4 protein-coding genes, 4 tRNA genes, 12 rRNA genes and 1 pseudogene (1 of these 21 running past the window's edge) are annotated in these 25,755 nt (G+C 44.1%); 20 read left to right on the top strand and 1 reads right to left on the bottom strand.

Annotated elements, in window-relative coordinates; translation table 11 throughout:
• From ACWJJ7_RS11235 to rrf (ACWJJ7_RS11150), 18 genes are all read left to right on the top strand, one after another.
• Positions 1 to 431 (top strand): 16S ribosomal RNA (locus ACWJJ7_RS11235) (it extends 1,095 nt beyond the left edge of the window).
• A gap of 263 nt (positions 432 to 694) precedes the next feature.
• Positions 695 to 3,637, top strand: a 23S ribosomal RNA gene (locus ACWJJ7_RS11230).
• 130 nt (positions 3,638 to 3,767) lie between these two features.
• A 5S ribosomal RNA gene (gene rrf, locus ACWJJ7_RS11225) occupies positions 3,768 to 3,884 on the top strand.
• Positions 3,885 to 4,642: 758 nt separating this feature from the next.
• Positions 4,643 to 6,168: ribosomal RNA gene (locus ACWJJ7_RS11220) — 16S ribosomal RNA — on the top strand.
• Positions 6,169 to 6,433: 265 nt separating this feature from the next.
• A 23S ribosomal RNA gene (locus ACWJJ7_RS11215) occupies positions 6,434 to 9,376 on the top strand.
• A 56-nt stretch (positions 9,377 to 9,432) separates the two neighbouring features.
• Positions 9,433 to 9,549 (top strand): 5S ribosomal RNA (gene rrf / locus ACWJJ7_RS11210).
• The 16S, 23S and 5S rRNA genes sit together here with 1 tRNA gene alongside, the layout of an rRNA operon.
• Before the next feature lie 6 nt (positions 9,550 to 9,555).
• A tRNA-Lys gene (locus ACWJJ7_RS11205) sits at positions 9,556 to 9,631 on the top strand.
• Between the two features lie 435 nt (positions 9,632 to 10,066).
• Positions 10,067 to 10,717 carry a Druantia anti-phage system protein DruA gene (locus ACWJJ7_RS11200; RefSeq protein ID WP_462964983.1) on the top strand — a complete coding sequence of 217 codons (651 nt, stop codon included), beginning with the start codon at positions 10,067 to 10,069 and terminating at the stop codon, positions 10,715 to 10,717.
• A gap of 599 nt (positions 10,718 to 11,316) precedes the next feature.
• Positions 11,317 to 12,060 carry a peptidylprolyl isomerase gene (locus ACWJJ7_RS11195; protein WP_462962201.1) on the top strand — a complete coding sequence of 248 codons (744 nt, stop codon included), beginning with the start codon at positions 11,317 to 11,319 and terminating at the stop codon, positions 12,058 to 12,060.
• A 498-nt stretch (positions 12,061 to 12,558) separates the two neighbouring features.
• Positions 12,559 to 14,084 (top strand): 16S ribosomal RNA (locus ACWJJ7_RS11190).
• Between the two features lie 131 nt (positions 14,085 to 14,215).
• Positions 14,216 to 14,291 (top strand) — tRNA-Ala (locus ACWJJ7_RS11185).
• 6 nt (positions 14,292 to 14,297) lie between these two features.
• Positions 14,298 to 14,374: transfer RNA gene (locus ACWJJ7_RS11180), tRNA-Ile, on the top strand.
• A gap of 155 nt (positions 14,375 to 14,529) precedes the next feature.
• Positions 14,530 to 17,472 (top strand): 23S ribosomal RNA (locus ACWJJ7_RS11175).
• 130 nt (positions 17,473 to 17,602) lie between these two features.
• Positions 17,603 to 17,719, top strand: a 5S ribosomal RNA gene (gene rrf, locus ACWJJ7_RS11170).
• 8 nt (positions 17,720 to 17,727) lie between these two features.
• Positions 17,728 to 17,804, top strand: a tRNA-Ile gene (locus tag ACWJJ7_RS11165).
• 863 nt (positions 17,805 to 18,667) lie between these two features.
• Positions 18,668 to 20,193, top strand: a 16S ribosomal RNA gene (locus ACWJJ7_RS11160).
• A 263-nt stretch (positions 20,194 to 20,456) separates the two neighbouring features.
• Positions 20,457 to 23,399, top strand: a 23S ribosomal RNA gene (locus ACWJJ7_RS11155).
• A gap of 85 nt (positions 23,400 to 23,484) precedes the next feature.
• Positions 23,485 to 23,601: ribosomal RNA gene (rrf, locus tag ACWJJ7_RS11150) — 5S ribosomal RNA — on the top strand.
• A gap of 115 nt (positions 23,602 to 23,716) precedes the next feature.
• On the opposite strand, the pseudogene ACWJJ7_RS11145 reads toward rrf (ACWJJ7_RS11150), so the two are convergent.
• Positions 23,717 to 24,370 (bottom strand): annotated as a pseudogene (locus tag ACWJJ7_RS11145) (transposase).
• 155 nt (positions 24,371 to 24,525) lie between these two features.
• On the opposite strand from ACWJJ7_RS11145, the gene ACWJJ7_RS11140 reads away from it, so the two are divergent.
• Positions 24,526 to 24,795, top strand: a complete 270-nt coding sequence (locus ACWJJ7_RS11140; RefSeq protein ID WP_462962200.1) for a hypothetical protein — start codon at positions 24,526 to 24,528, stop codon at positions 24,793 to 24,795.
• Positions 24,796 to 24,831: 36 nt separating this feature from the next.
• The gene (locus ACWJJ7_RS11135; RefSeq protein ID WP_462962199.1) at positions 24,832 to 25,659 is read left to right on the top strand and encodes a reverse transcriptase domain-containing protein; all 828 of its coding nucleotides are present in this window, start codon (positions 24,832 to 24,834) and stop codon (positions 25,657 to 25,659) included.
• The last annotated feature ends 96 nt before the right edge of the window (positions 25,660 to 25,755 follow it).

The raw sequence follows: 25,755 nt of genomic DNA, 5'->3' as shown, positions 1-25,755 counted from the left end.
AACCCTTATCATTAGTTGCTACCATTAAGTTGAGCACTCTAGTGAGACTGCCCGGGTTAACCGGGAGGAAGGTGGGGATGACGTCAAATCATCATGCCCCTTATGTCTAGGGCTACACACGTGCTACAATGGTGAGTACAAAGAGATGCAAGACCGCAAGGTGGAGCCAAACTCAAAAACTCATCCCAGTTCGGATTGTAGGCTGCAACTCGCCTACATGAAGCCGGAGTTGCTAGTAATCGCGAATCAGCATGTCGCGGTGAATACGTTCCCGGGCCTTGTACACACCGCCCGTCACACCATGAGAGTTGGTAACACCCGAAGTCCGTGAGGTAACCGTAAGGAGCCAGCGGCCGAAGGTGGGATTGATGATTGGGGTGAAGTCGTAACAAGGTAGCCGTAGGAGAACCTGCGGCTGGATCACCTCCTTTCTAGGGAGTAGATGTATTGACTTCGGTCGATGCAATATCTATTGTAATTAATCGTACCTAGTTCTCTGTTTAATTTTGAGAGACTAATTTTAGTTAACTCTTAGGAGTTAGCTAATTAATAGTTTTTCTTAAAATGTTCTTTGAAAATTGCACAGTGAAAAAAGTTGTTTTAAAAAAATTAAAACTATGAAAATAGTTTATGAATTGATTTAATACAATTTCGCAAAATTAATATAACCGTCTATGTAAATAGACAGAATCAAGGTCAAGCTACAAAGGGCGCATGGCGAATGCCTTGGCACTAGGAGCCGAAGAAGGACGCGTTAAGCTGCGATAAGCTTTGGGTAGGCGCAAATAGCCTGTGATCCAAAGATTTCCGAATGGGGGAACCCACATAGTAACAACTATGTACTGCATACTGAATAAATAGGTATGCAGAGGTAGACCCGGGGAACTGAAACATCTAAGTACCCGGAGGAAGAGAAAGAAATATCGATTTCCTAAGTAGCGGCGAGCGAAAGGGAAAGAGCCCAAACCCAGGTCTTTGACCTGGGGGTTGAGGATAGATCATAAATACTGCAATTCCTTAATTGAAGATAGCTGGAAAGCTGCTCCGCAGAAGGTAATAGGCCTGTAAATGAAAAGGAAAAACAGTCAGATCTAATCCAGAGTACCACGAGACACGTGAAACCTTGTGGGAAGCTGGGAGGACCACCTCCCAAGGCTAAATACTACCTAGTGACCGATAGTGAAGAAGTACCGTGAGGGAAAGGTGAAAAGAACCCCGGAAGGGGAGTGAAATAGAACCTGAAACCGTGTGCCTACAACCGGTCGAAGCACTTTATATGTGTGACGGCGTGCTTTTTGTAGAACGAGCCAACGAGTTACGATATGTAGCAAGGTTAAGTACTTAAGGTACGGAGCCGAAGGGAAACCAAGTCTGAATAGGGCGTTGTGAACGCAAGTTCACGAAGTTGCATGTCGTAGACCCGAAACCGGGTGACCTATCCATGGCCAGGATGAAGCGGAAGTAAAATTCCGTGGAGGTCCGAACCACGTTGGTGTTGAAAAACCATGGGATGAGCTGTGGATAGCGGAGAAATTCCAATCGAACTCGGAGATAGCTGGTTCTCCTCGAAATAGCTTTAGGGCTAGCGTCGATTAATTGAGTAATGGAGGTAGAGCACTGAATGGGCTAGGGGCTGACAACAGTTACTGAACCCTATCAAACTCCGAATGCCATATACTTTTATTTCGGCAGTCAGACTGCGAATGATAAGATCCGTAGTCAAAAGGGAAACAGCCCAGACCATCAGCTAAGGTCCCAAAGTGTAAGTTAAGTGGAAAAGGATGTGGGATTTCTAAGACAACTAGGATGTTGGCTCAGAAGCAGCCACTCATTTAAAGAGTGCGTAATAGCTCACTAGTCAAGAGATCCTGCGCCGAAGATGTCCGGGGCTAAAACTTACCACCGAAGCTATGGGTGTACACAATTGTGTACGCGGTAGAGGAGCTTTCTGTACTGGCTGAAGTCATACCGTAAGGAGTGGTGGACGGTACAGAAGTGAGAATGTTGGCATGAGTAGCGAGAGTTAAGTGAGAATCTTAACGGTCGAAAACCTAAGGTTTCCTGAGGAAGGCTCGTCCTCTCAGGGTTAGTCGGGACCTAAGCCGAGGCCGAAAGGCGTAGGTGATGGACAATCGGTTGATATTCCGATACCACCAATGGACGTTATTAGAAATGGGATGACGCAGGAGGATAAGATGTGCACACTATTGGATGTGTGTCTAAGCATTTAGGCGGAGCAAGCAGGCAAATCCGTTTGCTCTTAACGCTGAGATGTGATGGGGAAGGGAATTTATTCCCGAAGTATCTGATTCCACGCTGCCAAGAAAAGTCTCTATCGAGGATATTGGTGCCCGTACCGCAAACCGACACAGGTAGGTGAGGAGAGAATCCTAAGACCATCGGAAGAATTGTTGTTAAGGAACTCGGCAAATTGACCCCGTAACTTCGGGAGAAGGGGTGCCTACGTAAGTAGGTCGCAGAGAATAGGCCCAAGCAACTGTTTAGCAAAAACACAGGTCTCTGCTAAAGCGAAAGCTGATGTATAGGGGCTGACGCCTGCCCGGTGCTGGAAGGTTAAGGGGATTACTTAGCGCAAGCGAAGGTATGAACTTAAGCCCCAGTAAACGGCGGCCGTAACTATAACGGTCCTAAGGTAGCGAAATTCCTTGTCGGGTAAGTTCCGACCCGCACGAATGGCGTAATGATTTGGGCACTGTCTCAACAACACATCCGGCGAAATTGTAGTGCAAGTGAAGATGCTTGCTACCCGCGATTGGACGGAAAGACCCCGTAGAGCTTTACTGTAGCTTAGCATTGAATTTCGGTATTGTCTGTACAGGATAGGTGGGAGACTGAGAAACATGGGCGTCAGCCTGTGTGGAGTCATCCTTGGGATACCACCCTGACAGTACTGAGGTTCTAACTGGAGGCCATGAATCTGGTCACAGGACATTGTTAGGTGGGCAGTTTGACTGGGGCGGTCGCCTCCAAAAAAGTAACGGAGGCGCCCAAAGGTTCCCTCAGCGCGGTTGGAAATCGCGCGAAGAGTGCAAAGGCAGAAGGGAGCCTGACTGCGACACTTACAAGTGGAGCAGGGACGAAAGTCGGGCTTAGTGATCCGGTGGTACCTCGTGGGAGGGCCATCGCTCAACGGATAAAAGCTACCTCGGGGATAACAGGCTGATCTCCCCCAAGAGTCCACATCGACGGGGAGGTTTGGCACCTCGATGTCGGCTCGTCGCATCCTGGGGCTGAAGTAGGTCCCAAGGGTTGGGCTGTTCGCCCATTAAAGCGGCACGCGAGCTGGGTTCAGAACGTCGTGAGACAGTTCGGTCCCTATCCGTCGCGGGCGTAGGAAATTTGAAGGGAGCTGTCCTTAGTACGAGAGGACCGGGATGGACAAACCTCTGGTGCACCAGTTGTCACGCCAGTGGCATCGCTGGGTAGCTATGTTTGGAAGGGATAAACGCTGAAAGCATCTAAGCGTGAAGCCCACCCTGAGATGAGATTTCCCATAACGCGTGTTTTTAACACAAGTTAGTAAGACTCCTGGAAGACCACCAGGTTGATAGGTTAGAGGTGTAAGCATGGTAACATGTTCAGCTGACTAATACTAATAAGTCGAGGGCTTGACCTAAATAATTAAAAGTAAAGCGATATATACTTCTTTCGCAGGAACTATTTCTTTCGTAAGAAAGAAACTAAGCTTCTGAAAAAGAAGAAGATTAATTCACTGTGCAATTTTCAGAGAATATTCATATTCTCAATCTGGTGATTATGGCATGAAGGTAACACCCGTTCCCATACCGAACACGAAGGTTAAGCTTCAATGCGCCGATGGTACTGCAGGGGTGACCTTGTGGAAGAGTAGGTTGTCGCCAGGTAAGAAAAGAACCGCTAAGTATAACTTAGCGGTTTTTATTTTGGTTAAAAATAATTAGACTATTAAAATTTTAGTATTAATTTTAATAGTCTAATGAAGTCGAAATGGTCTTACTTGTTTTGGCGAAGTTGAAATACTTGGGGTATTGATTGAGAGGCTATGTATTTTTATAAGTTGGGCTAGTTATTATGAAGAATAGTATAAAATTTTTAAATATGAGAATTGAAGAATCACGTAGTAGCAAAAAAAATTGGTAAACGGTACAAAGGTCTTATAATATTAAACAGAGTATGTACGTTATTAATATCAATGATACTTACCCATGTGTATCAGGATGCGAAATATTGAATTATTTAGACTTATATATAGAAATATGAATATAATCTAGCTAGAGTACCTATGTTGTGAAATTACGTTTTTATTTATGTGATAGAATACTCCTTGTCGTCACAAACGAGTGGCACGATAAACTAACTGTTTAATATGTTTTCAAATGAAAATAAGTTTTAAAAAGTTGTTGACAAAACAAGAAATACCTAGTAGAATAGTAGAAGTCGTCACATGATGACAAAACAAATTGGTCTTTGAAAATTAAACAGAGAAATAGGTAAAGATAGCGAAATAATATTTCGTTAAACCAGTTAATTACTTTAGTATAAAGTAAAATTTAGTCGTAAGACTAAAAGTATGTAATGAGCTTGCTAACCAGCTTAACAGTTGGCGCAGATTAATCATTTCAACTAAAAAAGTGTAAACTTTTAAATTGAGAGTTTGATCCTGGCTCAGGACGAACGCTGGCGGCGTGCCTAACACATGCAAGTCGAGCGATGATTCGTCTCCTTCGGGAGACGTTGATTAGCGGCGGACGGGTGAGTAACACGTGGGTAACCTGCCTCAAAGAGGGGAATAGCCTCCCGAAAGGGAGATTAATACCGCATAATATGTTTTGGTCGCATGATCGAAACATCAAAGGATTTTTCTTCGGAAAATTCCACTTTGAGATGGACCCGCGGCGCATTAGCTAGTTGGTGAGGTAACGGCTCACCAAGGCGACGATGCGTAGCCGACCTGAGAGGGTGATCGGCCACATTGGAACTGAGACACGGTCCAGACTCCTACGGGAGGCAGCAGTGGGGAATATTGCGCAATGGGGGAAACCCTGACGCAGCAACGCCGCGTGAATGATGAAGGCCTTCGGGTTGTAAAGTTCTGTCTTCTGGGACGATAATGACGGTACCAGAGGAGGAAGCCACGGCTAACTACGTGCCAGCAGCCGCGGTAATACGTAGGTGGCAAGCGTTGTCCGGATTTACTGGGCGTAAAGGATGCGTAGGCGGACATTTAAGTCAGATGTGAAATACCCGAGCTTAACTTGGGTGCTGCATTTGAAACTGGGTGTCTAGAGTGCAGGAGAGGTAAGTGGAATTCCTAGTGTAGCGGTGAAATGCGTAGAGATTAGGAAGAACACCAGTGGCGAAGGCGACTTACTGGACTGTAACTGACGCTGAGGCATGAAAGCGTGGGGAGCAAACAGGATTAGATACCCTGGTAGTCCACGCCGTAAACGATGAATACTAGGTGTCGGGGGTCGAACCTCGGTGCCGCCGTTAACACATTAAGTATTCCGCCTGGGGAGTACGATCGCAAGATTAAAACTCAAAGGAATTGACGGGGGCCCGCACAAGCAGCGGAGCATGTGGTTTAATTCGAAGCAACGCGAAGAACCTTACCTAGACTTGACATCCCCTGCATAACCCAGAGATGGGTGAAGTCCTTCGGGACAGGGTGACAGGTGGTGCATGGTTGTCGTCAGCTCGTGTCGTGAGATGTTGGGTTAAGTCCCGCAACGAGCGCAACCCTTATCATTAGTTGCTACCATTAAGTTGAGCACTCTAGTGAGACTGCCCGGGTTAACCGGGAGGAAGGTGGGGATGACGTCAAATCATCATGCCCCTTATGTCTAGGGCTACACACGTGCTACAATGGTGAGTACAAAGAGATGCAAGACCGCAAGGTGGAGCCAAACTCAAAAACTCATCCCAGTTCGGATTGTAGGCTGCAACTCGCCTACATGAAGCCGGAGTTGCTAGTAATCGCGAATCAGCATGTCGCGGTGAATACGTTCCCGGGCCTTGTACACACCGCCCGTCACACCATGAGAGTTGGTAACACCCGAAGTCCGTGAGGTAACCGTAAGGAGCCAGCGGCCGAAGGTGGGATTGATGATTGGGGTGAAGTCGTAACAAGGTAGCCGTAGGAGAACCTGCGGCTGGATCACCTCCTTTCTAGGGAGTAGATGTATTGACTTCGGTCGATGCACAATATCTATTGTAATTAATCGTACCTAGTTCTCTGTTTAATTTTGAGAGACTAATTTTAGTTAACTCTTAGGAGTTAGCTAATTAATAGTTTTTCTTAAAATGTTCTTTGAAAATTGCACAGTGAAAAAAGTTGTTTTAAAAAAATTAAAACTATGAAAATAGTTTATGAATTGATTTAATACAATTTCGCAAAATTAATATAACCGTCTATGTAAATAGACAGAATCAAGGTCAAGCTACAAAGGGCGCATGGCGAATGCCTTGGCACTAGGAGCCGAAGAAGGACGCGTTAAGCTGCGATAAGCTTTGGGTAGGCGCAAATAGCCTGTGATCCAAAGATTTCCGAATGGGGGAACCCACATAGTAACAACTATGTACTGCATACTGAATAAATAGGTATGCAGAGGTAGACCCGGGGAACTGAAACATCTAAGTACCCGGAGGAAGAGAAAGAAATATCGATTTCCTAAGTAGCGGCGAGCGAAAGGGAAAGAGCCCAAACCCAGGTCTTTGACCTGGGGGTTGAGGATAGATCATAAATACTGCAATTCCTTAATTGAAGATAGCTGGAAAGCTGCTCCGCAGAAGGTAATAGGCCTGTAAATGAAAAGGAAAAACAGTCAGATCTAATCCAGAGTACCACGAGACACGTGAAACCTTGTGGGAAGCTGGGAGGACCACCTCCCAAGGCTAAATACTACCTAGTGACCGATAGTGAAGAAGTACCGTGAGGGAAAGGTGAAAAGAACCCCGGAAGGGGAGTGAAATAGAACCTGAAACCGTGTGCCTACAACCGGTCGAAGCACTTTATATGTGTGACGGCGTGCTTTTTGTAGAACGAGCCAACGAGTTACGATATGTAGCAAGGTTAAGTACTTAAGGTACGGAGCCGAAGGGAAACCAAGTCTGAATAGGGCGTTGTGAACGCAAGTTCACGAAGTTGCATGTCGTAGACCCGAAACCGGGTGACCTATCCATGGCCAGGATGAAGCGGAAGTAAAATTCCGTGGAGGTCCGAACCACGTTGGTGTTGAAAAACCATGGGATGAGCTGTGGATAGCGGAGAAATTCCAATCGAACTCGGAGATAGCTGGTTCTCCTCGAAATAGCTTTAGGGCTAGCGTCGATTAATTGAGTAATGGAGGTAGAGCACTGAATGGGCTAGGGGCTGACAACAGTTACTGAACCCTATCAAACTCCGAATGCCATATACTTTTATTTCGGCAGTCAGACTGCGAATGATAAGATCCGTAGTCAAAAGGGAAACAGCCCAGACCATCAGCTAAGGTCCCAAAGTGTAAGTTAAGTGGAAAAGGATGTGGGATTTCTAAGACAACTAGGATGTTGGCTCAGAAGCAGCCACTCATTTAAAGAGTGCGTAATAGCTCACTAGTCAAGAGATCCTGCGCCGAAGATGTCCGGGGCTAAAACTTACCACCGAAGCTATGGGTGTACACAATTGTGTACGCGGTAGAGGAGCTTTCTGTACTGGCTGAAGTCATACCGTAAGGAGTGGTGGACGGTACAGAAGTGAGAATGTTGGCATGAGTAGCGAGAGTTAAGTGAGAATCTTAACGGTCGAAAACCTAAGGTTTCCTGAGGAAGGCTCGTCCTCTCAGGGTTAGTCGGGACCTAAGCCGAGGCCGAAAGGCGTAGGTGATGGACAATCGGTTGATATTCCGATACCACCAATGGACGTTATTAGAAATGGGATGACGCAGGAGGATAAGATGTGCACACTATTGGATGTGTGTCTAAGCATTTAGGCGGAGCAAGCAGGCAAATCCGTTTGCTCTTAACGCTGAGATGTGATGGGGAAGGGAATTTATTCCCGAAGTATCTGATTCCACGCTGCCAAGAAAAGTCTCTATCGAGGATATTGGTGCCCGTACCGCAAACCGACACAGGTAGGTGAGGAGAGAATCCTAAGACCATCGGAAGAATTGTTGTTAAGGAACTCGGCAAATTGACCCCGTAACTTCGGGAGAAGGGGTGCCTACGTAAGTAGGTCGCAGAGAATAGGCCCAAGCAACTGTTTAGCAAAAACACAGGTCTCTGCTAAAGCGAAAGCTGATGTATAGGGGCTGACGCCTGCCCGGTGCTGGAAGGTTAAGGGGATTACTTAGCGCAAGCGAAGGTATGAACTTAAGCCCCAGTAAACGGCGGCCGTAACTATAACGGTCCTAAGGTAGCGAAATTCCTTGTCGGGTAAGTTCCGACCCGCACGAATGGCGTAATGATTTGGGCACTGTCTCAACAACACATCCGGCGAAATTGTAGTGCAAGTGAAGATGCTTGCTACCCGCGATTGGACGGAAAGACCCCGTAGAGCTTTACTGTAGCTTAGCATTGAATTTCGGTATTGTCTGTACAGGATAGGTGGGAGACTGAGAAACATGGGCGTCAGCCTGTGTGGAGTCATCCTTGGGATACCACCCTGACAGTACTGAGGTTCTAACTGGAGGCCATGAATCTGGTCACAGGACATTGTTAGGTGGGCAGTTTGACTGGGGCGGTCGCCTCCAAAAAAGTAACGGAGGCGCCCAAAGGTTCCCTCAGCGCGGTTGGAAATCGCGCGAAGAGTGCAAAGGCAGAAGGGAGCCTGACTGCGACACTTACAAGTGGAGCAGGGACGAAAGTCGGGCTTAGTGATCCGGTGGTACCTCGTGGGAGGGCCATCGCTCAACGGATAAAAGCTACCTCGGGGATAACAGGCTGATCTCCCCCAAGAGTCCACATCGACGGGGAGGTTTGGCACCTCGATGTCGGCTCGTCGCATCCTGGGGCTGAAGTAGGTCCCAAGGGTTGGGCTGTTCGCCCATTAAAGCGGCACGCGAGCTGGGTTCAGAACGTCGTGAGACAGTTCGGTCCCTATCCGTCGCGGGCGTAGGAAATTTGAAGGGAGCTGTCCTTAGTACGAGAGGACCGGGATGGACAAACCTCTGGTGCACCAGTTGTCACGCCAGTGGCATCGCTGGGTAGCTATGTTTGGAAGGGATAAACGCTGAAAGCATCTAAGCGTGAAGCCCACCCTGAGATGAGATTTCCCATAACGCGTGTTTTTAACACAAGTTAGTAAGACTCCTGGAAGACCACCAGGTTGATAGGTTAGAGGTGTAAGCATGGTAACATGTTCAGCTGACTAATACTAATAAGTCGAGGGCTTGACCTAAATAAATAAAAAAGCGAATTCACTGTGCAATTTTCAGAGAATATTTATATTCTCAATCTGGTGATTATGGCATGAAGGTAACACCCGTTCCCATACCGAACACGAAGGTTAAGCTTCAATGCGCCGATGGTACTGCAGGGGTGACCTTGTGGAAGAGTAGGTTGTCGCCAGGTAAACATGGTTTACTAGCTCAGTTGGTAGAGCACATGACTTTTAATCATGGTGTCCGGGGTTCGATTCCCCGGTAAGCCACCAAAAAAGCACTTCTTTATGAAGTGCTTTTTTTATTTTTAAATAACACCAGACCTGAAGCATAAAAATATAGCCCTTGCATATCAAGGGCTATAAGTTTTTTTGAAAAACTTTTTCTTAAATGCCCCTGGACAACACCACAGCTCAAATATTATGATAATATTGGAGAGGTAGGTGGGACACAATATGGACAATATTATCATGGCATCCTCCGGACGAAATTTCACTTCTGAAGATATAGAACTTATCAAATAGATAAGAAATAAATATTCTCATTTATCAAGAAGAGAATTAGCGGGCACTGTATGTGAGTTTCTAAACTGGACTACGCCAGCTGGAAGGGCCAAAACACCTCAATGCGTAGCATTTCTAGTAAAATTAGAAGAAGTAGGGATTATTGAACTACCACCTTTAGTCGTCGCATCCAAAAGAGTAGCAATTTCAATAATACCGGACTTTGATATAGATATCACTCCTATAATAGGGGATCTAAAAGATTTTGAGCCAATAAATTTAGAGATTGCAAGAGCCGGAGCCCAATTGAAACTATGGCGAAAATATGTTAATGATTATCATATGTTGGGAGATAAGCAGGTATTTGGTTCTAGATTGTACTATTTTGTTAAAAGTGGAGATAAGAAGCTTGGGTGTCTTCAATTTTTCGCGTCAGCGTGGGCACTTAAATCACGTGATGAATGGATAGGATGGAGTATTGAAGATAAAAATGTAAGGCTTCATTTTATACTGAATAACAGTAGATTTTTAATATTTCCTTGGGTTAATATCAAAAATTTAGCAAGTAAAGCGTTAGCTTTATCCATAAAACAAATTCAAAAAGATTGGCTCAGAGAATACTGTTATTCGCCAGTGTTATTAGAGGCCTTTGTAGATACCTCTCAATTTGAGGGTACATGTTATAAAGCTTCGAACTGGACATATCTAGGTTATACCAAAGGGCGTGGCAGAATGGACAAAAATACAGAGATATTATTACCTCCCAAAGCTATTTATATGTATCCACTCCAAAAGGATTTTAAAGATTGTCTTAAGGGACTTAAACCATGCAAGGTGGTGAATCCTGATGAGTAGAGTAGAAGAACGACAGAAAAAAAGGGAACAGGAAAAAGAAGTTAAAAACAAAGAGTAATGAACTAAAATCAGTTAGATATGTATGGATATCTGGGAAAGAGCTTACTAAAAGTAATGTAGAAAATCGGTGTATTAAGATCGGACGCTATCGATGGAAAATTGAAAATAATTTTCTTGTAGTGAAACATCAAGGATATCAATATGAACACTGCTTTTCCTATAATTGGAATGCTATGGTTGGATTTCACCATCTTATGAAAATGGGTAGATTAAGGGCGTACGCCCTTGGTGATTAGTATGAATTTAATGTATGTAAATATTTATAGTGCTCTTTCGCGAGGGACTTTTTGGCGTTCAGTTTATTACTAAAAGTGAACTATGAAAATGAATTGAAGCTTATTTTATCAGCAATATTATATAAAAAAAATCTGTGAATCACAAATAGTAATAGTAATTTATAATTTTAAGTTAAATTAGTGCTTGAAAAAAAATCATGCTTCAGCTCTGAAATAACACTTTATTGATTGTGTTTTTTAGTATTTTTATGGTATTATGGTAATGAAAATATAAAATTATAATAATTTTAAAGGAGAGTAATTATGGAGAATAAAGTTTTAGCTATAGTAAATGGAAGTAAAATAACCGAAAAAGATATAGAAAGATCATTATTAAGATTTCCACAGGAAACGCAAGAACACTACAAAACAGAAGAAGGTAAAAAACAATTTTTAGATCAAATGATAAATTTTGAATTAATATATAATTATGCTCTTGATAATGATATGGAGAAAGATCCAGACTATATAGAACAAATGAAGTTGATAGAAAAAGATGTTTTAATACAAGTAGGTGTTAAAAATATAATGGCTGATTTAGATATAACAGAAGAAGAGATTCAAAAGTACTATAAAGATAACAGCCAAATGTTTAAAAGTGGTGAGACTGCATCAGCTAAACATATATTAGTAGAAACCCTAGAGCAAATGCAAGAAATTAAAGCGGAAATAACTAATGGAATGTCTTTTGAGGAAGCGGCTAAAAAATATTCTAAATGTCCATCATCAGCTCAAGGTGGTAGTTTAGGTAGTTTTACTAGAGGTAGAATGGTTCCTGAATTTGAAAAAGTGGCTTTTGAACTACAAGTTGGTGAAATAAGTGAACCTGTTAAGACTCAATTTGGATATCATTTAATACAATTAGATGAGAAAAGTCCAGAAGATGTGAAATCTTTGGAAGAATCTAGGCCTATGATTTTAGAGAATATTTCACACCAAAAACAAAATGAGAAATATACAAGATCCATAACGGAATTAAAAAACAAATATGATGTAGAAATAAAATAAAAGTTTATATTCATAGTTTTAACGACATTTCAGAATGAAAGTCTCCCATTGCTATAAGTGTGAGTATAAAATTCTTTCTGAAGTCGTTAATATTACAGGAGTTATATTATGAGATTAATATAGTAATAACCGTACATATATAATAATATATATAAATGATACAGTATTAGAGGTTTTTATTTACCGGTTACTGTCCTTACTACAAATAAAAATAAAAAGATATTTGAAGTTAAAAATATAAAAATTTAAAAAAATGTTGACAAAATAAGAAATACCTAGTATTATAGTAGAAGTCGTCACATGATGACAAAACAAATTGGTCTTTGAAAATTAAACAGAGAAATAGGTAAAGATAGCGAAATAATATTTCGTTAAACCAGTTAATTACTTTAGTATAAAGTAAAATTTAGTCGTAAGACTAAAAGTATGTAATGAGCTTGCTAACCAGCTTAACAGTTGGCGCAGATTAATCATTTCAACTAAAAAAGTGTAAACTTTTAAATTGAGAGTTTGATCCTGGCTCAGGACGAACGCTGGCGGCGTGCCTAACACATGCAAGTCGAGCGATGATTCGTCTCCTTCGGGAGACGTTGATTAGCGGCGGACGGGTGAGTAACACGTGGGTAACCTGCCTCAAAGAGGGGAATAGCCTCCCGAAAGGGAGATTAATACCGCATAATATGTTTTGGTCGCATGATCGAAACATCAAAGGATTTTTCTTCGGAAAATTCCACTTTGAGATGGACCCGCGGCGCATTAGCTAGTTGGTGAGGTAACGGCTCACCAAGGCGACGATGCGTAGCCGACCTGAGAGGGTGATCGGCCACATTGGAACTGAGACACGGTCCAGACTCCTACGGGAGGCAGCAGTGGGGAATATTGCGCAATGGGGGAAACCCTGACGCAGCAACGCCGCGTGAATGATGAAGGCCTTCGGGTTGTAAAGTTCTGTCTTCTGGGACGATAATGACGGTACCAGAGGAGGAAGCCACGGCTAACTACGTGCCAGCAGCCGCGGTAATACGTAGGTGGCAAGCGTTGTCCGGATTTACTGGGCGTAAAGGATGCGTAGGCGGACATTTAAGTCAGATGTGAAATACCCGAGCTTAACTTGGGTGCTGCATTTGAAACTGGGTGTCTAGAGTGCAGGAGAGGTAAGTGGAATTCCTAGTGTAGCGGTGAAATGCGTAGAGATTAGGAAGAACACCAGTGGCGAAGGCGACTTACTGGACTGTAACTGACGCTGAGGCATGAAAGCGTGGGGAGCAAACAGGATTAGATACCCTGGTAGTCCACGCCGTAAACGATGAATACTAGGTGTCGGGGGTCGAACCTCGGTGCCGCCGTTAACACATTAAGTATTCCGCCTGGGGAGTACGATCGCAAGATTAAAACTCAAAGGAATTGACGGGGGCCCGCACAAGCAGCGGAGCATGTGGTTTAATTCGAAGCAACGCGAAGAACCTTACCTAGACTTGACATCCCCTGCATAACCCAGAGATGGGTGAAGTCCTTCGGGACAGGGTGACAGGTGGTGCATGGTTGTCGTCAGCTCGTGTCGTGAGATGTTGGGTTAAGTCCCGCAACGAGCGCAACCCTTATCATTAGTTGCTACCATTAAGTTGAGCACTCTAGTGAGACTGCCCGGGTTAACCGGGAGGAAGGTGGGGATGACGTCAAATCATCATGCCCCTTATGTCTAGGGCTACACACGTGCTACAATGGTGAGTACAAAGAGATGCAAGACCGCAAGGTGGAGCCAAACTCAAAAACTCATCCCAGTTCGGATTGTAGGCTGCAACTCGCCTACATGAAGCCGGAGTTGCTAGTAATCGCGAATCAGCATGTCGCGGTGAATACGTTCCCGGGCCTTGTACACACCGCCCGTCACACCATGAGAGTTGGTAACACCCGAAGTCCGTGAGGTAACCGTAAGGAGCCAGCGGCCGAAGGTGGGATTGATGATTGGGGTGAAGTCGTAACAAGGTAGCCGTAGGAGAACCTGCGGCTGGATCACCTCCTTTCTAGGGAGTAGATGTATTGACTTCGGTCGATGCAATATCTATTGTAATTAATCGTACCTAGTTCTCTGTTTAATTTTGAGAGACTAATTTTAGTTAACTCTTAGGAGTTACTAATGAATAGTTTTTCTAATGGGGGTATAGCTCAGCTGGGAGAGCACCTGCCTTGCACGCAGGGGGTCAAGAGTTCGATTCTCTTTATCTCCACCATTAAATGGGCCTATAGCTCAGCTGGTTAGAGCGCACGCCTGATAAGCGTGAGGTCGATGGTTCGAGTCCATCTAGGCCCACCATTTATGTTCTTTGAAAATTGCACAGTGAAAAAAGTTGTTTTAAAAAGATTAAAACTACGTAAGTGGATTGTTAAATCCAAGTAAGCAGTTTATGAATTGATTTAATACAATTTCGCAAAATTAATATAACCGTCTATGTAAATAGACAGAATCAAGGTCAAGCTACAAAGGGCGCATGGCGAATGCCTTGGCACTAGGAGCCGAAGAAGGACGCGTTAAGCTGCGATAAGCTTTGGGTAGGCGCAAATAGCCTGTGATCCAAAGATTTCCGAATGGGGGAACCCACATAGTAACAACTATGTACTGCATACTGAATAAATAGGTATGCAGAGGTAGACCCGGGGAACTGAAACATCTAAGTACCCGGAGGAAGAGAAAGAAATATCGATTTCCTAAGTAGCGGCGAGCGAAAGGGAAAGAGCCCAAACCCAGGTCTTTGACCTGGGGGTTGAGGATAGATCATAAATACTGCAATTCCTTAATTGAAGATAGCTGGAAAGCTGCTCCGCAGAAGGTAATAGGCCTGTAAATGAAAAGGAAAAACAGTCAGATCTAATCCAGAGTACCACGAGACACGTGAAACCTTGTGGGAAGCTGGGAGGACCACCTCCCAAGGCTAAATACTACCTAGTGACCGATAGTGAAGAAGTACCGTGAGGGAAAGGTGAAAAGAACCCCGGAAGGGGAGTGAAATAGAACCTGAAACCGTGTGCCTACAACCGGTCGAAGCACTTTATATGTGTGACGGCGTGCTTTTTGTAGAACGAGCCAACGAGTTACGATATGTAGCAAGGTTAAGTACTTAAGGTACGGAGCCGAAGGGAAACCAAGTCTGAATAGGGCGTTGTGAACGCAAGTTCACGAAGTTGCATGTCGTAGACCCGAAACCGGGTGACCTATCCATGGCCAGGATGAAGCGGAAGTAAAATTCCGTGGAGGTCCGAACCACGTTGGTGTTGAAAAACCATGGGATGAGCTGTGGATAGCGGAGAAATTCCAATCGAACTCGGAGATAGCTGGTTCTCCTCGAAATAGCTTTAGGGCTAGCGTCGATTAATTGAGTAATGGAGGTAGAGCACTGAATGGGCTAGGGGCTGACAACAGTTACTGAACCCTATCAAACTCCGAATGCCATATACTTTTATTTCGGCAGTCAGACTGCGAATGATAAGATCCGTAGTCAAAAGGGAAACAGCCCAGACCATCAGCTAAGGTCCCAAAGTGTAAGTTAAGTGGAAAAGGATGTGGGATTTCTAAGACAACTAGGATGTTGGCTCAGAAGCAGCCACTCATTTAAAGAGTGCGTAATAGCTCACTAGTCAAGAGATCCTGCGCCGAAGATGTCCGGGGCTAAAACTTACCACCGAAGCTATGGGTGTACACAATTGTGTACGCGGTAGAGGAGCTTTCTGTACTGGCTGAAGTCATACCGTAAGGAGTGGTGGACGGTACAGAAGTGAGAATGTTGGCATGAGTAGCGAGAGTTAAGTGAGAATCTTAACGGTCGAAAACCTAAGGTTTCCTGAGGAAGGCTCGTCCTCTCAGGGTTAGTCGGGACCTAAGCCGAGGCCGAAAGGCGTAGGTGATGGACAATCGGTTGATATTCCGATACCACCAATGGACGTTATTAGAAATGGGATGACGCAGGAGGATAAGATGTGCACACTATTGGATGTGTGTCTAAGCATTTAGGCGGAGCAAGCAGGCAAATCCGTTTGCTCTTAACGCTGAGATGTGATGGGGAAGGGAATTTATTCCCGAAGTATCTGATTCCACGCTGCCAAGAAAAGTCTCTATCGAGGATATTGGTGCCCGTACCGCAAACCGACACAGGTAGGTGAGGAGAGAATCCTAAGACCATCGGAAGAATTGTTGTTAAGGAACTCGGCAAATTGACCCCGTAACTTCGGGAGAAGGGGTGCCTACGTAAGTAGGTCGCAGAGAATAGGCCCAAGCAACTGTTTAGCAAAAACACAGGTCTCTGCTAAAGCGAAAGCTGATGTATAGGGGCTGACGCCTGCCCGGTGCTGGAAGGTTAAGGGGATTACTTAGCGCAAGCGAAGGTATGAACTTAAGCCCCAGTAAACGGCGGCCGTAACTATAACGGTCCTAAGGTAGCGAAATTCCTTGTCGGGTAAGTTCCGACCCGCACGAATGGCGTAATGATTTGGGCACTGTCTCAACAACACATCCGGCGAAATTGTAGTGCAAGTGAAGATGCTTGCTACCCGCGATTGGACGGAAAGACCCCGTAGAGCTTTACTGTAGCTTAGCATTGAATTTCGGTATTGTCTGTACAGGATAGGTGGGAGACTGAGAAACATGGGCGTCAGCCTGTGTGGAGTCATCCTTGGGATACCACCCTGACAGTACTGAGGTTCTAACTGGAGGCCATGAATCTGGTCACAGGACATTGTTAGGTGGGCAGTTTGACTGGGGCGGTCGCCTCCAAAAAAGTAACGGAGGCGCCCAAAGGTTCCCTCAGCGCGGTTGGAAATCGCGCGAAGAGTGCAAAGGCAGAAGGGAGCCTGACTGCGACACTTACAAGTGGAGCAGGGACGAAAGTCGGGCTTAGTGATCCGGTGGTACCTCGTGGGAGGGCCATCGCTCAACGGATAAAAGCTACCTCGGGGATAACAGGCTGATCTCCCCCAAGAGTCCACATCGACGGGGAGGTTTGGCACCTCGATGTCGGCTCGTCGCATCCTGGGGCTGAAGTAGGTCCCAAGGGTTGGGCTGTTCGCCCATTAAAGCGGCACGCGAGCTGGGTTCAGAACGTCGTGAGACAGTTCGGTCCCTATCCGTCGCGGGCGTAGGAAATTTGAAGGGAGCTGTCCTTAGTACGAGAGGACCGGGATGGACAAACCTCTGGTGCACCAGTTGTCACGCCAGTGGCATCGCTGGGTAGCTATGTTTGGAAGGGATAAACGCTGAAAGCATCTAAGCGTGAAGCCCACCCTGAGATGAGATTTCCCATAACGCGTGTTTTTAACACAAGTTAGTAAGACTCCTGGAAGACCACCAGGTTGATAGGTTAGAGGTGTAAGCATGGTAACATGTTCAGCTGACTAATACTAATAAGTCGAGGGCTTGACCTAAATAATTAAAAGTAAAGCGATATATACTTCTTTCGCAGGAACTATTTCTTTCGTAAGAAAGAAACTAAGCTTCTGAAAAAGAAGAAGATTAATTCACTGTGCAATTTTCAGAGAATATTCATATTCTCAATCTGGTGATTATGGCATGAAGGTAACACCCGTTCCCATACCGAACACGAAGGTTAAGCTTCAATGCGCCGATGGTACTGCAGGGGTGACCTTGTGGAAGAGTAGGTTGTCGCCAGGTCAATACATGGATCTTTAGCTCAGCTGGTTAGAGCTACCGGCTCATAACCGGTCGGTCCGGGGTTCGAGTCCCTGAAGGTCCACCAAATAACAGTCCTATTAGGACTGTTATTTTTATTTCACTAAAAATATTGGAGTTAATATGTAGTTACATAATATTAAAAATGATATGGTTTTATTAACATAAATAGGCGAACACCTGTGGATAATGTGAATTCATTTGGTATAACTGTTAATATAGTTTATATTAAATGCAATATGTTTATGAAAGCGAAGATATAAAGCTAAGTCTAATATTTGAAATTTATATTTATTTATATTGAAAAAAGATTTACATATAATATTTATGTAAATTCTTTTTTTTATTTAAGAATGATATATTTCAAAAGAAATTTAAAATAAATAATATAATCATCCATATATTAATTTATATCGTTAGCTAATTATGGAATATGTAATAAAATATTATTTTAACAAATGTTACCAAGGTAAAAAATACGCAGACACTTATTCACGTGTGTCAGCATAGTTAATTCTTAGGTTATTGGAGTAATATACAGCAAATGAATAATAATTCTATTATGTAAATGGTAGGTTAAGTATAGGATTTTATTATTATGATAGAATACTCCTTGTCGTCACAAACAGGTAACGATAAAGGTTGATAAGTTAACATTTAATGTTTTAAAAATATTTTAAAAAAAATGTTGACAAAATAAGAAATACCTAGTAATATAGTAGAAGTCGTCACATGATGACAAAATAAATTGGTCTTTGAAAATTAAACAGAGAAATAGGTAAAGATAGCGAAATAATATTTCGTTAAACCAGTTAATTACTTTAGTATAAAGTAAAATTTAGTCGTAAGACTAAAAGTATGTAATGAGCTTGCTAACCAGCTTAACAGTTGGCGCAGATTAATCATTTCAACTGAAAAAGTGTAAACTTTTAAATTGAGAGTTTGATCCTGGCTCAGGACGAACGCTGGCGGCGTGCCTAACACATGCAAGTCGAGCGATGATTCGTCTCCTTCGGGAGACGTTGATTAGCGGCGGACGGGTGAGTAACACGTGGGTAACCTGCCTCAAAGAGGGGAATAGCCTCCCGAAAGGGAGATTAATACCGCATAATATGTTTTGGTCGCATGATCGAAACATCAAAGGATTTTTCTTCGGAAAATTCCACTTTGAGATGGACCCGCGGCGCATTAGCTAGTTGGTGAGGTAACGGCTCACCAAGGCGACGATGCGTAGCCGACCTGAGAGGGTGATCGGCCACATTGGAACTGAGACACGGTCCAGACTCCTACGGGAGGCAGCAGTGGGGAATATTGCGCAATGGGGGAAACCCTGACGCAGCAACGCCGCGTGAATGATGAAGGCCTTCGGGTTGTAAAGTTCTGTCTTCTGGGACGATAATGACGGTACCAGAGGAGGAAGCCACGGCTAACTACGTGCCAGCAGCCGCGGTAATACGTAGGTGGCAAGCGTTGTCCGGATTTACTGGGCGTAAAGGATGCGTAGGCGGACATTTAAGTCAGATGTGAAATACCCGAGCTTAACTTGGGTGCTGCATTTGAAACTGGGTGTCTAGAGTGCAGGAGAGGTAAGTGGAATTCCTAGTGTAGCGGTGAAATGCGTAGAGATTAGGAAGAACACCAGTGGCGAAGGCGACTTACTGGACTGTAACTGACGCTGAGGCATGAAAGCGTGGGGAGCAAACAGGATTAGATACCCTGGTAGTCCACGCCGTAAACGATGAATACTAGGTGTCGGGGGTCGAACCTCGGTGCCGCCGTTAACACATTAAGTATTCCGCCTGGGGAGTACGATCGCAAGATTAAAACTCAAAGGAATTGACGGGGGCCCGCACAAGCAGCGGAGCATGTGGTTTAATTCGAAGCAACGCGAAGAACCTTACCTAGACTTGACATCCCCTGCATAACCCAGAGATGGGTGAAGTCCTTCGGGACAGGGTGACAGGTGGTGCATGGTTGTCGTCAGCTCGTGTCGTGAGATGTTGGGTTAAGTCCCGCAACGAGCGCAACCCTTATCATTAGTTGCTACCATTAAGTTGAGCACTCTAGTGAGACTGCCCGGGTTAACCGGGAGGAAGGTGGGGATGACGTCAAATCATCATGCCCCTTATGTCTAGGGCTACACACGTGCTACAATGGTGAGTACAAAGAGATGCAAGACCGCAAGGTGGAGCCAAACTCAAAAACTCATCCCAGTTCGGATTGTAGGCTGCAACTCGCCTACATGAAGCCGGAGTTGCTAGTAATCGCGAATCAGCATGTCGCGGTGAATACGTTCCCGGGCCTTGTACACACCGCCCGTCACACCATGAGAGTTGGTAACACCCGAAGTCCGTGAGGTAACCGTAAGGAGCCAGCGGCCGAAGGTGGGATTGATGATTGGGGTGAAGTCGTAACAAGGTAGCCGTAGGAGAACCTGCGGCTGGATCACCTCCTTTCTAGGGAGTAGATGTATTGACTTCGGTCGATGCAATATCTATTGTAATTAATCGTACCTAGTTCTCTGTTTAATTTTGAGAGACTAATTTTAGTTAACTCTTAGGAGTTAGCTAATTAATAGTTTTTCTTAAAATGTTCTTTGAAAATTGCACAGTGAAAAAAGTTGTTTTAAAAAAATTAAAACTATGAAAATAGTTTATGAATTGATTTAATACAATTTCGCAAAATTAATATAACCGTCTATGTAAATAGACAGAATCAAGGTCAAGCTACAAAGGGCGCATGGCGAATGCCTTGGCACTAGGAGCCGAAGAAGGACGCGTTAAGCTGCGATAAGCTTTGGGTAGGCGCAAATAGCCTGTGATCCAAAGATTTCCGAATGGGGGAACCCACATAGTAACAACTATGTACTGCATACTGAATAAATAGGTATGCAGAGGTAGACCCGGGGAACTGAAACATCTAAGTACCCGGAGGAAGAGAAAGAAATATCGATTTCCTAAGTAGCGGCGAGCGAAAGGGAAAGAGCCCAAACCCAGGTCTTTGACCTGGGGGTTGAGGATAGATCATAAATACTGCAATTCCTTAATTGAAGATAGCTGGAAAGCTGCTCCGCAGAAGGTAATAGGCCTGTAAATGAAAAGGAAAAACAGTCAGATCTAATCCAGAGTACCACGAGACACGTGAAACCTTGTGGGAAGCTGGGAGGACCACCTCCCAAGGCTAAATACTACCTAGTGACCGATAGTGAAGAAGTACCGTGAGGGAAAGGTGAAAAGAACCCCGGAAGGGGAGTGAAATAGAACCTGAAACCGTGTGCCTACAACCGGTCGAAGCACTTTATATGTGTGACGGCGTGCTTTTTGTAGAACGAGCCAACGAGTTACGATATGTAGCAAGGTTAAGTACTTAAGGTACGGAGCCGAAGGGAAACCAAGTCTGAATAGGGCGTTGTGAACGCAAGTTCACGAAGTTGCATGTCGTAGACCCGAAACCGGGTGACCTATCCATGGCCAGGATGAAGCGGAAGTAAAATTCCGTGGAGGTCCGAACCACGTTGGTGTTGAAAAACCATGGGATGAGCTGTGGATAGCGGAGAAATTCCAATCGAACTCGGAGATAGCTGGTTCTCCTCGAAATAGCTTTAGGGCTAGCGTCGATTAATTGAGTAATGGAGGTAGAGCACTGAATGGGCTAGGGGCTGACAACAGTTACTGAACCCTATCAAACTCCGAATGCCATATACTTTTATTTCGGCAGTCAGACTGCGAATGATAAGATCCGTAGTCAAAAGGGAAACAGCCCAGACCATCAGCTAAGGTCCCAAAGTGTAAGTTAAGTGGAAAAGGATGTGGGATTTCTAAGACAACTAGGATGTTGGCTCAGAAGCAGCCACTCATTTAAAGAGTGCGTAATAGCTCACTAGTCAAGAGATCCTGCGCCGAAGATGTCCGGGGCTAAAACTTACCACCGAAGCTATGGGTGTACACAATTGTGTACGCGGTAGAGGAGCTTTCTGTACTGGCTGAAGTCATACCGTAAGGAGTGGTGGACGGTACAGAAGTGAGAATGTTGGCATGAGTAGCGAGAGTTAAGTGAGAATCTTAACGGTCGAAAACCTAAGGTTTCCTGAGGAAGGCTCGTCCTCTCAGGGTTAGTCGGGACCTAAGCCGAGGCCGAAAGGCGTAGGTGATGGACAATCGGTTGATATTCCGATACCACCAATGGACGTTATTAGAAATGGGATGACGCAGGAGGATAAGATGTGCACACTATTGGATGTGTGTCTAAGCATTTAGGCGGAGCAAGCAGGCAAATCCGTTTGCTCTTAACGCTGAGATGTGATGGGGAAGGGAATTTATTCCCGAAGTATCTGATTCCACGCTGCCAAGAAAAGTCTCTATCGAGGATATTGGTGCCCGTACCGCAAACCGACACAGGTAGGTGAGGAGAGAATCCTAAGACCATCGGAAGAATTGTTGTTAAGGAACTCGGCAAATTGACCCCGTAACTTCGGGAGAAGGGGTGCCTACGTAAGTAGGTCGCAGAGAATAGGCCCAAGCAACTGTTTAGCAAAAACACAGGTCTCTGCTAAAGCGAAAGCTGATGTATAGGGGCTGACGCCTGCCCGGTGCTGGAAGGTTAAGGGGATTACTTAGCGCAAGCGAAGGTATGAACTTAAGCCCCAGTAAACGGCGGCCGTAACTATAACGGTCCTAAGGTAGCGAAATTCCTTGTCGGGTAAGTTCCGACCCGCACGAATGGCGTAATGATTTGGGCACTGTCTCAACAACACATCCGGCGAAATTGTAGTGCAAGTGAAGATGCTTGCTACCCGCGATTGGACGGAAAGACCCCGTAGAGCTTTACTGTAGCTTAGCATTGAATTTCGGTATTGTCTGTACAGGATAGGTGGGAGACTGAGAAACATGGGCGTCAGCCTGTGTGGAGTCATCCTTGGGATACCACCCTGACAGTACTGAGGTTCTAACTGGAGGCCATGAATCTGGTCACAGGACATTGTTAGGTGGGCAGTTTGACTGGGGCGGTCGCCTCCAAAAAAGTAACGGAGGCGCCCAAAGGTTCCCTCAGCGCGGTTGGAAATCGCGCGAAGAGTGCAAAGGCAGAAGGGAGCCTGACTGCGACACTTACAAGTGGAGCAGGGACGAAAGTCGGGCTTAGTGATCCGGTGGTACCTCGTGGGAGGGCCATCGCTCAACGGATAAAAGCTACCTCGGGGATAACAGGCTGATCTCCCCCAAGAGTCCACATCGACGGGGAGGTTTGGCACCTCGATGTCGGCTCGTCGCATCCTGGGGCTGAAGTAGGTCCCAAGGGTTGGGCTGTTCGCCCATTAAAGCGGCACGCGAGCTGGGTTCAGAACGTCGTGAGACAGTTCGGTCCCTATCCGTCGCGGGCGTAGGAAATTTGAAGGGAGCTGTCCTTAGTACGAGAGGACCGGGATGGACAAACCTCTGGTGCACCAGTTGTCACGCCAGTGGCATCGCTGGGTAGCTATGTTTGGAAGGGATAAACGCTGAAAGCATCTAAGCGTGAAGCCCACCCTAAGATGAGATTTCCCATAACGCGTGTTTTTAACACAAGTTAGTAAGACTCCTGGAAGACCACCAGGTTGATAGGTTAGAGGTGTAAGCATGGTAACATGTTCAGCTGACTAATACTAATAAGTCGAGGGCTTGACCTAAATAATTAAAAGTAAAGCGAAGCTTCGAGCGTAAGCGAGAAGACTAAATCACTGTGCAATTTTCAGAGAATATTTATATTCTCAATCTGGTGATTATGGCATGAAGGTAACACCCGTTCCCATACCGAACACGAAGGTTAAGCTTCAATGCGCCGATGGTACTGCAGGGGTGACCTTGTGGAAGAGTAGGTTGTCGCCAGGTAAGAAAAGAACCGCTAAGTATAACTTAGCGGTTTTTATTTTGGTTAAAAATATAAATTCAGGTTGTTTACAAACCCAGTATAATTTTTTTATTATACTGGGTTTTTTACATGCAATTATCCGGTAGCATTTTGAGTTATGGATAAATCTAAAATAACAACTATGTTCTTAGTTAGAAAATCAAAAAAACTTAAAGATAGCAGGCTAGCTATCTTTTTCATATTCTGCACTGCTGCTGTAAGCAGACACTGCTCTTGCACATTTTCTAATCCACGCATATGGCAATAGCGAAGCCCATGTAGTTGTTTTGAATCTGCGAAGCTTCGCTCTATAGTTTCTTTTCTTCTTCTATATATATTTCTGCCTTTATCTGTTCTGGTGAACTTTACCAACATATTCTTTATATCCTTCTCTTGTTATCGTTTTATAATGTAAAGCCCTTAAGTCAGGGCATACGTAACTTTAACATATTGGAATTTATTTTTTGTGTACATTCCTTTTGTATGTGGAGACCTACGGTATCCCATTACAGATTTTAATTCCCTCTCATATAGTTCTTTACATATAATATTTGTAGCATAACCAGCATCTGCACCAACATATTTTGTATTAAAATTAAACTTTTTTATTTGCACATCTAATCTATCGATATAAGGATCAACATCATTTATGTTTCCAGGAGTAACATACACATCAGTAATTATATTATGTCTGCTATCGACAGTTCTGTGATCTAAATATGAGAAGCCTTCCGGCTTGCCATCTCTCATCATATATCCACTGTCATTACGTTATAGAAATGAATTTTGAAATGACAAACTTTGCAGTGATGTAAAGCTGAAATCTAAGAAGTCAGCAGACGTCATAGTAGCATAAGCTTCATGAATCTTATGTGAAGGACTGAACGATAGGAGGTTTTGAAACTTTGAAAAACACAAAGAAATGTGATAACAGCAGACGACTTCATGATGAAGGTTACCTACAAAAGGATAGAGTGGAACTCGAAGAGTATGTAGGAGCGCCGAGCATTTCATTGACGATAGAAAAGCGACAGAACGCCGAAAATAAATACACCAATGGATTGTTTGAAAGGATTATTGACAGAAACAACTTAAATCAAGCATTTAAGAAAGTTAAAGCCAATAAAGGTAGTCATGGAGTTGATGGTATGAAAGTAGATGAACTTCTACAATAACTAAGAGAAAATGGCGCCAGCCTTCGGCAATCACTATTGGAAGGTAGTTATAAACCTAATCCAGTAAGGCGGGTAGAAATACCTAAGCCTGATGGAAAGAAACGACCACTAGGAATACCAACAGCTGTAGACCGAGTAATACAACAAGCTATCGCTCAAGTTTTAAATCCAATATTTGAAGAGAAATTTTCAGATAATAGTTATGGATTTAGACCGAACAGAAGTGCACACCAAGCAATTCAAAAATGCAAAGAATACATGGATAAAGGTTACAAGTGGGCAGTAGATATTGATTTGGAGAAATACTTCGATACTGTAAATCATGATAAATTAATAGGCTTGCTTTATAAAGAAGTAAAAGATGTTAGGGTAATAGCCCTTATAAGAAAATATCTTCAAGCAGGAGTAATGGAAAGAGGCATTTTTAATACCTCTCAAAAAGGTGAAATGGGAATAAGAGTACATCCAAATTCTGTTGAGAAACTTAAATGCAAGCTTAAAGAAATAACAGGAAGAGGTAATGCTATGAGTATGGAACTTCGTGCTATTAAACTAAGACAAGTTATAGTTGGATGGGTAAACTATTTTAAATTAGCAGACATGAAAAGTACACTTAAAACCTTAGATGAGTGGCTAAGAAGAAGAATTCGCTTATGCTATTGGAAACAATGGAAGAGTATTAAAACAAAACATGATAATCTCAAAAGGCTTGGTATTGATGAATACAAAGCTTGGGAATATGCGAATACAAGAAAAGGCTATTGGAGAATATCCCATAGCCCTATCTTAGCAAGAACTTTAACTAATAAACATCTTAAAGAACAAGGGTTTATATCATTAACGGGAAAATTTATGATTAGGTAATTCTTATTGAACCGCCGTGTACCGAACGGTACGCACGGTGGTGTGAGAGGTCGCTAAATAAATTAATTATTTAGCTCCTACTCGATTGTTTGTCAA

This window comes from Clostridium sp. CM042, from assembly GCF_055080995.1.
The sequence above is the reverse complement of the archived record's forward strand: the minus strand, read 5'-3'. Positions and strand labels throughout refer to the sequence as shown.

What these genes read in the sequence shown, in the direction of transcription:
- ACWJJ7_RS11195 (WP_462962201.1), top strand. Translation starts at nt 11,317, where the DNA reads ATGGAGAATAAAGTTTTAGCTATAGTAAATGGAAGTAAAATAACCGAA.